Source organism: Nocardia xishanensis NBRC 101358, assembly GCF_001613365.1.
In the GTDB taxonomy this organism is placed as follows: domain Bacteria; phylum Actinomycetota; class Actinomycetes; order Mycobacteriales; family Mycobacteriaceae; genus Nocardia; species Nocardia xishanensis.
The window spans coordinates 57,088-71,275 of record NZ_BDCF01000044.1; the positions used below are offsets into that span (position 1 = coordinate 57,088).

Below are 14,188 nucleotides of genomic sequence, written 5' to 3' on the forward strand. Positions count from 1 at the left end.
CCGGCGCGTCGTCCTTCGAACCCCGTTCTATGCCTGTCTATTTCGTCGCCTCCGCCCGTAATGTCCCTGTTCTGTCGGCACCGTCGTGATGGGCTGCCGGCTGATCGAGGAGGGATTGCGATGGAAACCACACTGCGGGCCCGAACGCTCGCCGAGGCAATTTCGCAGCGCGCCGCCGACGCTGCCGACAGAATTGCGTACACATTTTTGCCGGACGGCGAAAACGAATCGCATTCCTGGACCTTCGGCGAAGTCGAGCAACTGTCCCGCGCATTGGCCGCTCGTATTTCGCAGGACGCCGCGCCCGGCGATCGGGCGCTCATCGTGGCGCCGGATTCCGCGGATTTCGTGCTCGCGTTCCTGGCCTGCCAGTTCGCCGGCGTGGTCGCGGTGCCGGTGTACCCGCCGTTCCCCGTCACCTCGCCGCGGCGAGCGCAGACCCTGCGCACCATCGCCGAGGACTGCGGCGCCACCGCGGTGCTGTGCGCCGCGCCGGAGCAGACCCGCGGGCTGTTGACCGGGGCCGTTCCCGAGCTGGACCGGCTGCGCTGGATCGGCATCGCGGCCGACCCGCAGGGCGCACAGGACTTCGAGCCGGTGCCGGTGACCGGGGCCGACGTGTCGTTCTTGCAGTACACCTCGGGATCGACCTCCGCACCGAAGGGCGTGGTGGTCACCCACGACGCGCTCATGCACAACCAGGAAGTGATCCGCCAGTCCATGGGTTTCCACCCGGGAACGCGTTTCGTCGGCTGGCTGCCGTTGTTCCACGACATGGGCCTGATGGGCACCGTAGTCCCCGTGATCTACGCGGGCGGCCGCGCGGTGCTGCTGCCGCCGCTGACCTTCGTGCAGCGTCCGGTCCGCTGGCTGCGCGCCGTGACCCGCTACCGGGCCACCATCACCGGCGGGCCCAATTTCGCCTACGAGCTGTGCTGCCGCCGGATCCCCGCCGCCGATCGGGAGGGCCTCGACCTCAGCTCGCTCGAGGTGATGTTCAACGGCGCCGAGCCGATCCGCGCGGAGACGCTCACCAAGTTCGCCGCCGAATTCGCCGGGCACGGTTTCGATTCGAACGCCTTCTACCCCTGCTACGGACTGGCCGAGTCCACTCTCATGACCACCGGTCCGCGCCGCGGCACGGGCGCGGTCACCCTGACGGTGAGCCGCGACGAACTGGCCGAGGGGCGCGTCACGCCGGGCGCGGATCAGACGCTGGTCGGTTCCGGCCGTGTCTCGTTGCACCGCGAGCTGCTGATCGTCGACCCGGACACCAGGATTCCCGCGCCGGACGGACAGGTCGGCGAGATCTGGATCGGCGGCCCGGACGCGGCGCTGGCCTACTGGGGCAACGACGCGGCCACCCGGGACACGTTCCGCGCCGAAACAGTTGCGCCGCAGTCGGGTCCGTACCTGCGCAGCGGCGACCTCGGCGCGCTGATCGACGGCGAGCTGTTCGTAGTCGGCAGGCGCAAGGATCTCGTCATCATCGGCGGGCGCAACTACTACCCGCAGGACATCGAGCACACCGTCGAGAACGCCGACCCGCGAATCCGGCGCGGCTGCACCGCCGCGTTCGCGGTCGACCGCGAGGGCGGCGAGGAGCTGATCGTGGTGGCCGAGGTGAAGGCGGACGCCGACCCCGACATCGCGGCGCTCACCGCGACGCTGCGCGCCGCCGTCACCGTCGATCACTCGATCACCCCCGCGCGGGTCGTCCTGGTGCGGGCGGGCACGGTGCCGAAGACCTCCAGCGGAAAGCTGCAGCGGCGCGCGACCCGCACGGCGTTCGAGGACGGCACGCTCGACGAGATCACCTCGCCCGCCGCGACCGAGGCGGTGCGGTGATGAGGTCGACACCGGAGATCGAAGCCTGGCTGGTCGCCCGGATCGCCGAGCTACTCGGCGTCGATCCGGCGGGCCTGCCGGTCGACGTGCCGTTCGCCGCGCTCGGCCTCTCCTCGATGCAGGCGGTGGAGCTGTCCGACGACCTGCAGAGCTGGGCCGGGATCAGCGTCTCGCCGACCTTCGCCTACGACCATCCCAGCATTGCCGCCGCGGCCGCCGCACTGGCCGCCGCACTCGCGGGCACGGCCGAGACCACCGAGCAGACGGGATTCGCCGCCGACCCGGCCGATGGCATAGCCATCGTCGGGATCGGCTGCCGATTTCCCGGGGCCGACGGGCCGAAGGAGTTCTGGGACCTGCTCCGCGCGGGCGTCGACGCCATCACGGAGGTCCCCGCGGATCGCTGGGACGCCGCGGCGCTGTACGACCCCGACCCTGACGCGCCGGGCCGAATGACGACCAAGTGGGGCGGATTCCTGGACGGCGTCGAGCATTTCGACGCGGAGTTCTTCGGCATCGCGGTCAAGGAGGCCACCAGGATCGACCCGCAGCAGCGCCTGCTGCTCGAGGTCGCCTGGCACGCCATCGAGGACGCGGGCATCGGCCCGAGCAGGCTGGCGGGCACGTCGACCGGAGTCTTCCTCGGCGCGTCGTCGTACGACCACGGCGCGGCCGTGCAGGCGCCGGGCACCGAGGTGTCGGCGCAGGACGGCACCGGCTCCGCGCTCAGCATCGTCGCCAACCGGCTGTCCTACTGCCTGAACCTGGCGGGCGCGAGCATGGTGGTGGACACCGCCTGCTCGTCCTCGCTGGTCGCGGTGCACCTGGCCTGCCAGTCGCTGCGCGCGGGCGAGTCGGAGGTGGCGCTGGCGGGCGGCGTGAACGTCATCGCTTCGCCAAGGGTGGCGCTGAGCTTCAGCAAGGGACGGCTGATGGCCCCGGATGGGCGCTGCAAGCCGTTCGACGAGCGCGCCAACGGCTACGTCCGCAGTGAGGGGGCGGGCGTGGTGGTGCTCAAGACGCTCGACCGCGCCCGCCGCGACGGCGATCGCGTGTACGCCGTGATCCGCGGCGGGGCGGTGAACCAGGACGGCCGGACGAACGGGCTCATCGCCCCGAGCCGCCCCGCGCAGGAGCGGGTGCTGCACGCGGCCTACCGCGCCGCCGGCGTCGACCCGAGCCGGGTCGCCTTCGTGGAGGCGCACGGCACGGGAACCGCGGTCGGCGACCCGATCGAGGTCGGTGCGCTGGCGGCGGTGCTCGGCCGAGGCCGCGACGAGCAGAGCCCGCTGCGGGTGGGCTCGGCGAAATCGAATCTCGGCCACCTCGAGGCGGCCGCTGGCGTCGCCGGAATGATCAAAACCGCGCTCTCCCTGCATCATCGGGAGCTGACGCCGACCGTCCACTACCGGCGGCCCAACCCGCTGCTCGAGCTGGACAGGGTACCCGTCGTGGTGCAATCGCAGGTCGAGGCGCTGCCGGTCGACGCGGACGGCGCCGCGATCGCCGGGACGAGCTCGTTCGGATTCGGCGGGACCAACGCGCACGTCGTGTTGTCCACCGCTCCCGTGATCGACGCCGAAGAACCGGCTGGCACAACGGATTTCGTGCTCTTTCCGGTGACCGCCAGGTCCGGGGCAGGGTTGCGGCGGCGGGCGCGCGGCTGGGCGCGCGCCGCCGAACGCCATCGCGACGATCCGCACTGGCTCGCCCGTGCCGCCGCCACCGCCGCGCTGCGCGGCGACCACGACGGGCACCGCGCCGCGGTGGTGGCCCGCGACATCGACGAGCTGATCGACGGTCTGTTCGCGCTGGCGGACGGCGAACGGGTGCGCGGGGTCTGCGAACCGCAGGCGCCCGGCCGCCGCGCCAGGCGCACCGCGCTGGTCTTCCCTGGGCAGGGCTCGCAGTGGGACGGCATGGGCCGCGCGCTCGCCGCCGCGCTGCCCGCGTTCGACGACGCGATGCGCCGCTGCGCGACCGAGCTGGAACGACTGCTCGGGGTGCGGCTGTGGTCGGCCGAGCGCGGCATCGTCGCGCAGGGCACCGCCCACGTGCCGCCCGCGCTGTTCGCCATGCAGGTCGCCCTCGCCGAGACCTGGCGGGCCTTCGGCATCGAGCCGGCGGCGGTCTGCGGGCACAGCATGGGCGAGATCGCGGCGGCGCACGTCAGTGGCGCTCTGTCGCTGGCCGACGCCGCGCTCATCGTGTGCGTGCGCAGCGCGCTGCTCACCGAGATCTCCGGACGCGGCGGCCTCGCGCTGCTCGAACTCGATGCGGCGCAGGTGGATTCGGCGCTCACCGAGTACCGGGACCGGGTGTCGGTCGCGGCGGTCAACGGGCCGCGCGCGACCGTCATCTCCGGCGAGCCGGACGCGCTGGACGAGATCGTGGCGCGGCTGGAGGCCGACGGGGTGTTCGCGCGGCGCATCGCCGTCGACTTCGCGGCGCACAGCCCGGCCGTCGAACCGCTGCGGCCCCGGCTGCGGGAGGCCGTGCGCGGCATCGCGGTACGGCAGCCCACCGTGCCGCTGTACTCGACGGTCACCGGCGGCCCGCTCACCGATACGCTCGTCGATCCCGACTACTGGTCGCGCAACCTGCGCGAAACGGTGCTGTTCGACACCGCGATCACCGCGCTGCTCGACGCGGGTCACGACACGTTCGTCGAGATCGCCCCGCATCCGGTGCTGGCCCGCTCGCTCACCGAGATCGCGGACGCGGCCGCTCCCGGCGCGGAAGTGGTCACCGTTTCCTCGGCCCGGCGCGACGAGGACGAGGTCTTCGCCTTCCTGCACTCGCTCGGCCTGCTCTACACCCGCGGCGCCGACCTGGACTGGACCCGCCTCTACCGCCCGACCACTCCGGTGCCGATCCCCTCGCAGGGCTGGAATGCCCAGCGCTACCCGCTGATTCGCGCCGACGGCGAGGCCGCGGCCGTTGCGAAGGCTGGAGGCTGGCTCGGGCCTCGCGTGCGGATCGCCACGCACCCCGAGCTCGGTGTCTGGCCGTTGCAGCCGGAAGCCGCGCCGGAACTCGGCGATCACGTGGTGGACGAGGTGCCGGTCGTCCCCGGTGCGTACTGGCTCGGCGCGGCGGCGCAGGCCGCCCGCGAGCTCGCAGGCGGCGAGACGCCGACCGTGGTGCTGACCAACGTCACGTTCGAGGCGCCGCACGTACTGCTGCCTGGTACCTCGTCGCCCCTGCAGCTGGTGGTCGAATCGAGGGGCGGGCGTTCGGAATTCGTGATCGTCTCCGATCCGCGGGGCGCCACCGTCACGCACGCGCGCGGCTGGCTCGACCAGGCGCCCGCGCCGCTCACCGATCGGCCTGCCCCGGAGATCGCGGAACTGCTGAAGCGGTGTGCCGAGCCGGTGCCGCTCGACGAGTTCTACGCGCGCTTGGCCGGGAACGGCCTGCACTACGGCCCGGCGTTCCGCGGGCTGACCCAGCTCTCGCGCGGCGGCGACGAAGCCGTCGGAAAGCTCACTCTGCCAACGTCGCTCACCGCGGGAACGGGTCTGCATCCGGCGTTGCTCGACGCCTGCCTGCACGCCATCGCCGCCGCGGCCGGACCGCGGCTGACCGATGCGCTCGCCCTGCCCGCAGGCGCCACCCGCGTGCAGTTCGCCACGCCCGCCGCGCCCGTCACCGAGGTCTGGTGCCACGCGCGGATCGTGGAGTACGGCGAGCGGGATCTGATCGCGGACCTGGTCGTGCTGACCCAGGATGGGCGAATCCTGTGCTCGGCCATGGACTTCCGGGTGACCACCGCCGAAGCGTCCGCCGCCGAGCACGGCAGGCTGTACCGGCTCGCCTGGCAGCCGCTGGAATCCACCGGCGGGCGCGCCCAGCGCGGCGGCTGGCTCGTCCTCGGCGGGGAGCATCCCGCCCTGGCGGCGCTGGTCGAACGACTCACCGCCCGGGGCGACCGCGTCGTGCGCGCCGACGCGCCCGACTACGAGGCTGCCGCGGCGGCCATCGACGAATCCGCCGAAGGGCTGCGCGGCATCATCGACGCGCGGGCCTACGCGAGCGCCGTCGATGACCCGGCCGTCGCGGCGAGCCACACGGCGGACGCGGTCGAGCTGGCCAAGTTCGTGATCGGCCGCACCTGGCGCGAGACGCCGCGGCTGTGGTTGCTCACCCCGGACACCCAGCGATCGGCGCGGCAGGCGCGGTTGTCGGCGGCGAGCCTGTGGGGCGCGGGCCGGGTGATCGCGACCGAGCATCCCGAATCATCCTGCGGCGTCATCGATCTGCCCGCCGCGCCGAGCGCCGCCGATGTGGACCGCCTGGTCGCCGTGTTGCGGGATCCGCAGTCGCCGCAGCAGGTTTCGATCGACCGTGCGGTGCTCGCGCCGCGCCTGATTCCGGTGCCGCGCACGCGGAGTTCGGTGGCCGTCGATCCGGAGCTGTGCCAGGTCGTCACCGGCGGTCTCGGCGCGCTCGGGTTGCGCGTCGCCGACTGGCTCAGCGAGCACGGCGCGCGAAAGCTGCTGTTGCTCGGGCGATCCGCGCCGGACCCCGACGCCGAAGAGGTGATCGACGAGTTGCGGGCGCGCGGCGTCGAGATCACCGTGGCCGCCGTGGACGTGGCCGACGCCGCGGCGCTCGGCGCGGTGCTGGCGGGCGCAGGCCGGATCGGCGGCGTCTTCCACCTCGCGGGCGTGCTCGAGGACGCGGTCCTCGCGGATCTCGACGAGTCCCGACTGGTCAGGGCGCTGGCAGGCAAGGCGCGCGGTGCCTGGCATCTACACCTGGCCACCCTCGATCAGCCGCTCACCCATTTCGTGCTGTTCTCCTCGCTCGCGGGGCTTTTCGGCTCGCCGGGTCAGGGCGCTTACGCGTCGGCCAACACCTACCTGGACGCGCTCGCCACGGCGCGGGCCGCACAGGGACGGCCCGCGCACAGCATCGCCTGGGGTCCGTGGGCCGCGATCGGCCTGGCTGCCCAGGCGGGCAGCGAACGACGCTTGGCCGCCCTCGGTGTGCCCGCGTTGGAGACCGAGGCTGCGATGGATCTGCTGGAGGCGGCGCTGGCCGACCAAGGTCCCGTCCTCGCGGCGGCCGCCTTCGACCTGCCGACGCTGGCCGGTCCTGGCACGCCGCCGGTCGCCCGCGAGCTGCTGGCGAATCTGCTGCCCAGCGGCGAAAGCGCAGGCGGCCCGGTGGTACAGACACTGTCGCTGCACGAGACCGACGATCCCGCCGAGCGGCTCGAGCTGGTGCGCGGTTTCGTGCTGGCCCAGGTCGCGTCCATCGTCGGGACCACGCGGCCGGTCGACCCGACGGCGCCCTTCCGCGACCTCGGTTTCGACTCGCTGATGGCGGTCGACCTGCGCAACCGCCTGGAAACCGGCTTGGGCCACCGTATTCCGGCCAGCCTGATCTTCGCCCACCCCACCGTAGACCAGCTCGTCGACGAGCTGGCGCAGCGGATGTTCCCGGCGTCGGAGCCCGCGCCCGACGCGCAGACGCCGCAGCATGCCCGGCCCGAGATCGACGCGGACCTGGACCAGGCCACCGATGAGGAACTCGCCGATCTCCTGTCGGCGGAACTCGATCTGTCCACCGAAGGGGATGCCCGATGACGACCGAACCGAACGACGACAGGCGCGCGCTACTACGCCAGGCGCTGCGCGAAATCCGAACCCTGCGAGCCGCAGTCGACTCGCACACCGAACCGGCGGCGGTCCTCGGCGCCGCGGTACGGATGCCTTCGGGCATCGACGATCTCGCCGCGTACTGGTCCGCGCTGCGCGACGGCCACGACGCCATCACGCCGCTGTTCGACAGCGAGGACGGCCGCCGCGCCCCGCGCCCCGCGCACAGCAGCCGCTTCGCCGGGCTGCTCGCCGAGGTCGACGGCTTCGACGCGGAGTTCTTCGGCATCTCGGCCGCCGAGGCCGAGCGGATGGACCCGCAACAGCGGCTGGTGCTCGAGGTGGCCTGGGAGGCCATGGAGGACGCCGGGCTGACGCCCGCCGAGCTGCGCGCCGCGACGACTGGCGTCTTCCTGGGCGTCTACGGCAGCGACTACATGATGATGCAATTCGCCGACCCGGCGAGCATCAACGCCTACACCGCGCCGGGCGGCGCGCACAGCATCGTCGCCAATCGGCTGTCGTACCTGCTCGATCTGTCCGGCCCGAGCATGGCGGTGGACACGGCGTGCTCGTCCTCGCTGATGGCGGTGCACTTGGCCGTGCGGGCGCTGCGCAACGGGGACTGCGACATCGCCTTGGCCGGTGGGGTCAACACGATCCTGTCGCCGCTGTCCACCACCGTCACCGAGAAGGTGCTCCCGCTGGCGCCGGGCGGGCGCTGCCGCACCTTCGACGCGGGCGCGGAAGGCATCGTCCGCGCCGAAGGCTGCGGCATGGTGGTCCTCACCAGGGAGTCGCTGGCCAAGGCCGAGGGCAGATCGGTGCGCGCGCTCATCCGCGGCACCGCGGCCAACCACGACGGGCGCACCAACGGTCTGACCGCGCCGAGCCCGCGCGCCCAGACCGACCTGCTGCGGCGCGCGCTGCGCGATGCCGCGGCCAAGCCCGCCGACGTGGTCTACATCGAGGCGCACGGTACGGGAACACCGCTGGGCGATCCGATCGAATTCGACGCGCTGCGCGCGGTATACGGGGCGGGCGACGAGCCGTGCCCGGTCGGCGCGGTCAAGACGAACTTCGGGCATCAGGAGGCCGCCGCGGGCATCGCGGGCCTGATCAAGGCGATGCTGGTGCTCGAACACGACGAGGTGCCGCCCAACCTGCATCTGGAGCGGCCCAACCCGGAGCTCGATCTCACCGGAACCCGGCTGCGGCTGCCGACGCGGCGCACACCGCTCGGCGGCGGGAACGGCCCGAAGCTGGCCGCGATCAGCTCGTTCGGCTTCGGCGGCGCGAACGTGCACGCCGTGCTGGCCGCCGCGCCACGCGACCAGGTCGATCCGCACGCGGAAGGTGCTCTGGTGCTTCCCATTTCGGCGCGCAGCGCGGCGTCCGCGCGGGCGCTGGCCGGGCGCTACGCCGATCTGCTCGCGGCCGCCGACCACGCCACCGCGGCCGAGATCTGCGCGGCCGCGGGCACCCGGCGCGCGCATCTGCCGGTGCGCCTGTGCCTCATCGGTGACACGGTCGACGCACTGGTCGACCGCGCCCGTACCGCGAAGGCGGCCAGGAACGTCGGCAACGCGCCGCGGCACCGGACGCTGTTCGTGTTCAGCGGGCAGGGTTCGCAGTGGCCGGAGATGGGCCGTCTGCTCGCCGACGAGCCCGTCGCGCGGGCCGAGATCGACGCTTGCGACGTGCTCGTGCGCAAGCTGGCCGGCTGGTCGCTGTGGGAGGAGCTGCTGGCGGCCGAGACCGGCAGCAGGCTGCACCGCACCGACGTGGCGCAGGTGTGCATCGCCGCGGTGGAACTGGCGCTGGCCGCGCTGTGGCAGTCGTGGGGCGTGCGGCCCGCCGCCGTCGTCGGCCACAGCATGGGCGAGATCGTCGCCGCGACCGTCGCCGGAATGCTCACCAGAGAGCAGGCTTTCGAGATCCTGGTGCGACGGGCGGCGCTCACCGAGCGCTACGCCCGCGGCGGCGCGATGTGCAGCATCGGCCTGCCCGCCGCCGCGGTGACCGAGCTGCTGGCCGGACAGTCCGAGGTCACCATCGGCGCCGTGAACGGCCCGCGCTCGACCGTGATCACCGGCCCGGCGCCCGAGGTGCGCCGGATCGCGGCGGAGGCGAGCGCACGCGGCGCGTCGACCAAGGACCTGCCGGTGGAGTACGCCTTCCACAGCACGCTGCTCGCCGCGTGCGCACCGGAATTCGCGGCGCACGCCGCCACGGTGCGCGCCACGCCGGGCACCGTGCCGATGTACTCGACCGTCACCGGCAAGCGCGTCACCGGCGACCATCTCACCGGCGCGCACTGGGCGGCCAACCTCGTCGACGCCGTGCTGTTCGCGCCCGCGATCCAGGCGGCGCTGGCCGAGGACGCCGCGCTGACCACGGTGCTGGAAGTCGGCCCGCATCCGGTGCTGATCCGCGATATCGCCTCGGCCGCAGGCGAACTCGACCGCTCGGTCATCCTGGCGGCGAGCCTGCGCCGCGGCCAGGACAGGTCCGCGTCGCTCGATCACAGCGTCGCCGAGCTCTACCTCGGCGGTCACGACCTGAACTGGTCGGCCGTGCTGGGAACGCCGAGCGGCCGGGTTCCGCTGCCGCACTATCCCTGGAACCGCAGCAGGCACTGGCTGCCCGAACGGCGCGTCGCCGAGGAGCCGCACGTGCACGCCACGGTCCGCCCCGCGACGGCCAAGCGCAGGCCGTCCGGACCCGTTGCGCTGGCGCGCGCCCACCACGTCGACCGGCCGACCCGGCTCGACGCGCTCACCGGATTCGTGCGGGAACGGATCGCGCGTGCGCTGCGCAAGCCGATCACCGAGATCGACGAGGCGACCCCGATCCGCGACTACGGATTGGAATCGCTCGTCGTGGTCGAGATGAAGAACGAGATCGAGGCCGAGTCGGGCACCGTGGTGCCGCTGGCCCAGCTGCTCGAGGTGCTCGAACAGGGCAGCGCGCGCGACCTGGCCAAGGTGATCGTCGAGGCCGAGTCCGCCGCCGCGGTGACCGGCGACGAAGTGGGAAGCGGGTCGTTGTGAGCGAGCGTCAGCGAGGCGCAGTCGTGAGCTCCTCGACGGCATCGCCGCTTCCCACCGGGCACCGCGGTGTACTGAACTGCCCACGCCCGCAAGAGAATCCGGCGATCCGTTTACTGTGCTTCGCCCACTCGGGCGGCAATCCGCGGATGTTTCAGCCCTGGATCGACCAGCTCGCCCCCGCGATCGAGCTATGGTGGGTCACGCTGCCCGGACGCGGGCCGCGCTGGCGCGAACCGCATGCCACGCGGTGGGAGCCGCTGGTCGCCGATATCACCGAGGCGGTCGTGGCGCACGTACCGCGGCCGGTGGCGCTGTTCGGGCACAGCCTCGGCGCGCTGCTCGCCTTCGATGTGGCGCTGCGGCTCACCGAGGCCGATCTGCCGCCCGAGCACCTGTTCGTCTCCGCCCGCGCGCATCCGCGGCGACAGTTCGCCCTGGAACTGCCCGCGGACGACACCGACCTGCTTCGGCTGGTCGACCGGGTGTACCGCGGCGTGCCCGAGGCGATCCTGAATTCCCCTGAACTGGCAGAACATTTCGCGCCGACGCTACGCGCCGACCTGATGCTCGGCGCCGACTACCGCTACCGCGGCGCACGCACTTTGTCGGTTCCGATCACCGCCCTCGGCGGCGTTGACGACCCGATGACCCCGACCGAAGAGCTGGCCGCCTGGCAGGACCGCACCACCGCGACGGCGCGGTGGCGCCAGTTCCCCGGAGGCCACTTCTATCTCGACGAGTCCGAAGCCGGCGTGCTCAGGACGATCCGCCGCGGTCTCGCCGCACCGATGGGCAAGGAGTGAAACGATGACCGAAACCGAAACACGGTTCCCCGCACCGTCTTCCGCGCTGACCTTCGATCGCACCGTGGCGCGGTCGCACGCGCACCGGCGCGCACTGGGGGAGGTGTTCGTCGCCGATTCTGTCGCCGACGGCGACTCCACCTTCTACACCTCGGTGCAGATCCCGCGGGCGCACAGCCTTTGGTACGACCGGACCACGGTCTACCACGATTCGTTCGCGATGGCCGAAGCCGCGCGGCAGGGCTCGTTCGTGATCCTGCACCAGCACGTCGGCGTCCCGGTGGGACTGCCGTTCAGCATGCAGCGCTACGAGTTCGACGTCACCGATCGGGAGGCCTTCCGCGACGACGAGAAGAACCCGCTGCAGGGCGTTCTCCGCTACGAGATCGTCTCGCGCGTCGACCGCGGCGCCGATTTCAGCGACCTGACACTCGCGGGCGATCTCACCGTCGACGGACGCGTCGCCATGGAATTGAGCGCGGACGTGGTCTTCCTGGCCCGCGCCGACTACGAGGCGCTGCGCGCGTACCAGCTCGGGCGGGTCGCCGCGAGCGGCCCCGACTACACGGCGGCGCCGCTGCCCGCGGCGGCCGTCGGGCGCCGGGATTCGCGCAACGTGGTGATCGGCGCGCCCGTCGCGGTCGGCTCGGCCTGGGACTATCCGCTGCTGCCCGACCGCCGTCATCCCGCGCTGTTCGACCACGACTACGACCACGTGCCAGGCCCGTTCATCATCGAGGCCTTCCGGCAGGCCGCGCTCGACACCGCGGTCAGGGAGGGCATGCTCGGCACGCCGAACGCGATGGTCATGTCCTGCTCGTCGCACTTCTCGCAGTTCGCCGAGTTCGGCGCGCCACTCGAATGCCGCAGCACGCCACTGGATCCGACGCGGCCAGGTACCGCCCGCGTGGAGCTGGAACTGCGTCAGTTCGACAAGGTCCTCACCGTCGGCGCGCTGGAGCTGGCGGAACTGACCGGTCACGAAGATCCCTTCCTGAACCGAACGGAGGCCCGGTGATGAGCGAGCGAATCGACAACACAGCGCCATCGGTCATCGCCGAGCCGAGCGTCAGCGAGGCCCGGCGATGAGCGAGACACTGCACGTCCTCGTGGTGGGCGCGGGACCGACCGGTCTCGCACTGGCCACCGAACTGCGCAGGCATGGGCTGACCTGCCGGATCATCGATCGCGCCGTCGACAGGCCCGCCAACCAGGCGCGCGCGCTGACCATGTGGGACGGCGCCCTCGACGTGCTCGACCGCCACGGCACCGGGGACGCGGTGCGCGCGCGTGGCCTTCCGATGACCGCCGCCCGCTACTTCTCCGGCGGACGTCCCGTCGCGCAGGTGCGTTTCGGACCGGAGACCGGAAACGACGCCGAGCCGCTGATCATCACGCAGCCGTCGGTGGAATACGTCCTCGCCGAGAACCTTTCGGCGCTGGGAATCCCGGTGGAGTGGCGCACCGAGCTGCTGCAGCTGACCGATCGGGGCGAGCACGTCGAGGCGGTGCTGCGCCACGGCGACGACGTCGAACGGCTCACCGCGCAGTGGGTGGTCGGCTGCGACGGTGCGCACAGCGCGGTGCGCACCCTGAGCGGAATCACCTTCGAAGGCAGTACCTATCCGCAGTCCTACACGCTCGGCGACGGCGTCATCACGGCGCCGGTGCCGCCGGGCGAGGCGCACTACCACCTGCATCCCGACGGCGTGCTCGTGGTTGTGCCGCTTCCCGACGGTCAGGTGCGGGTCTTCGCCGACGCCAGCGGCATCGGCGGCGATCCGGACGCCGCGCCCACCGTGGACGACCTGCAACAGCTGGTCGACAAGCGCGCGCCCTACCCCATCCGCATCCACGAACTCCAATGGGCCACCAGGTTTCTCGTGCACATGCGCCACTCGGCCGCCTTCCGGTCGGGCCGCTGCCTGCTGGCGGGCGACGCCGCGCACGTGCACAGCCCGGCGGGCGGCCAGGGCCTCAACACCGGCATCCAGGACGCGGCCAATCTCGGCGGGAAGCTGGCGGCGATCATCAGCGGCGGCGCGGACGCCGAGGTGCTGCTGGCCGGCTACGAGTCGGAGCGTATGCCGATCGCGCGCGAGGTCATCCAGGCCGCCGACCGGCAGACGAAGCTGTGGACGGTCCGTTCCCGCCCGGGCCGCGCGGTGCGCGATCTTGCGCTCGGCACCCTGAGCCGCAGCGGGCTGCTGGAGAAGCGGCTGGTGCCCTCGCTGGCCCAGTACGAGCTGGACTACCGGCACAGCCCCGCCGTCGGCAAGCGCGGCGGACGCCGGGCGCTGGGTCGCGCGATTCCGGAGGCGGCGCTCGTCGGCCCGGACGGCGCGGCGACCGGGCTGCGCCGATTGCTTTCCGCACCGGGGCACGTGCTGCTCGCGGTGCTCGACGCGACGCCCTCGGCGGACGACGCCGAGCGGGTGTCGCGGCTGCGCACCCGAATCACGGAGTCGCGCTTGCCTTTCCGGCTGCACGTGATCGTGCCGGGCGATCCGTCGGCGAGGACCGCGCCGGACCTCGGCGAGGTGTTCTACGCCCCGCCGGGCTTCGCGCCGAAGCAGGAGCTCGCGGGCTGCAAGCTGATCGCGATCCGGCCCGACGGCTATGTCGCCGACGCCTCCCCCACGCTCGATCTCGACGAACTGCTCGGCAAGCTGCCCGGCTTCCGCGCGCCGCGCGGCGTTGTGCCCACCCCGCTCGGACGGAAGGTCCCCTGACATGTGCTCCCCGCAGATCCTCGCCGCCGCACTGGCCGAGGCGCCGCCACACGACGACCTGTGCGGCGGACACGGACACACCGCGGGCGCGCATCACGAGCACGGCGCTTCGGCGACACACGCGCCGGGCCGCGGCGCGGTAGCCG

General features: G+C 72.5%; 6 protein-coding genes. All 6 read left to right on the forward strand.

Features of this window, described 5'->3' with window-relative positions; all coding sequences use genetic code 11:
- Positions 1-120: 120 nt before the first annotated feature.
- Positions 121-1,848, forward strand: a complete 1,728-nt coding sequence (locus tag NX1_RS26860) for a fatty acyl-AMP ligase (protein ID WP_068064923.1) — start codon at positions 121-123, stop codon at positions 1,846-1,848.
- Entirely contained in the window at positions 1,848-7,442 is a 5,595-nt protein-coding gene (locus NX1_RS26865; protein WP_068064926.1) for a type I polyketide synthase, read from the forward strand. The genes NX1_RS26860 and NX1_RS26865 overlap by 1 nt, the downstream gene beginning before the upstream one ends.
- Positions 7,439-10,507: a type I polyketide synthase gene (locus NX1_RS26870; RefSeq protein ID WP_068064932.1), complete on the forward strand. Its 3,069-nt coding sequence runs from the start codon at positions 7,439-7,441 to the stop codon at positions 10,505-10,507. The genes NX1_RS26865 and NX1_RS26870 overlap by 4 nt, the downstream gene beginning before the upstream one ends.
- Before the next feature lie 23 nt (positions 10,508-10,530).
- Positions 10,531-11,310, forward strand: coding sequence for a thioesterase II family protein (locus NX1_RS26875; RefSeq protein ID WP_281217151.1), 780 nt, complete (start codon positions 10,531-10,533; stop codon positions 11,308-11,310).
- A 4-nt stretch (positions 11,311-11,314) separates the two neighbouring features.
- Complete coding sequence (locus NX1_RS26880) at positions 11,315-12,328, forward strand: AfsA-related hotdog domain-containing protein (protein ID WP_068064938.1); 1,014 nt, start codon at positions 11,315-11,317, stop codon at positions 12,326-12,328.
- A 67-nt stretch (positions 12,329-12,395) separates the two neighbouring features.
- Positions 12,396-14,042, forward strand: coding sequence for an FAD-dependent monooxygenase (locus tag NX1_RS26885; protein WP_068064941.1), 1,647 nt, complete (start codon positions 12,396-12,398; stop codon positions 14,040-14,042).
- Positions 14,043-14,188: the final 146 nt, after the last annotated feature.

Coding starts and splice junctions, on each gene's coding strand:
- NX1_RS26860 (WP_068064923.1), top strand. CDS start 121: ATGGAAACCACACTGCGGGCCCGAACGCTCGCCGAGGCAATTTCGCAG.
- NX1_RS26865 (WP_068064926.1), top strand. CDS start 1,848: ATGAGGTCGACACCGGAGATCGAAGCCTGGCTGGTCGCCCGGATCGCC.
- NX1_RS26870 (WP_068064932.1), top strand. CDS start 7,439: ATGACGACCGAACCGAACGACGACAGGCGCGCGCTACTACGCCAGGCG.
- NX1_RS26880 (WP_068064938.1), top strand. CDS start 11,315: ATGACCGAAACCGAAACACGGTTCCCCGCACCGTCTTCCGCGCTGACC.
- NX1_RS26885 (WP_068064941.1), top strand. CDS start 12,396: ATGAGCGAGACACTGCACGTCCTCGTGGTGGGCGCGGGACCGACCGGT.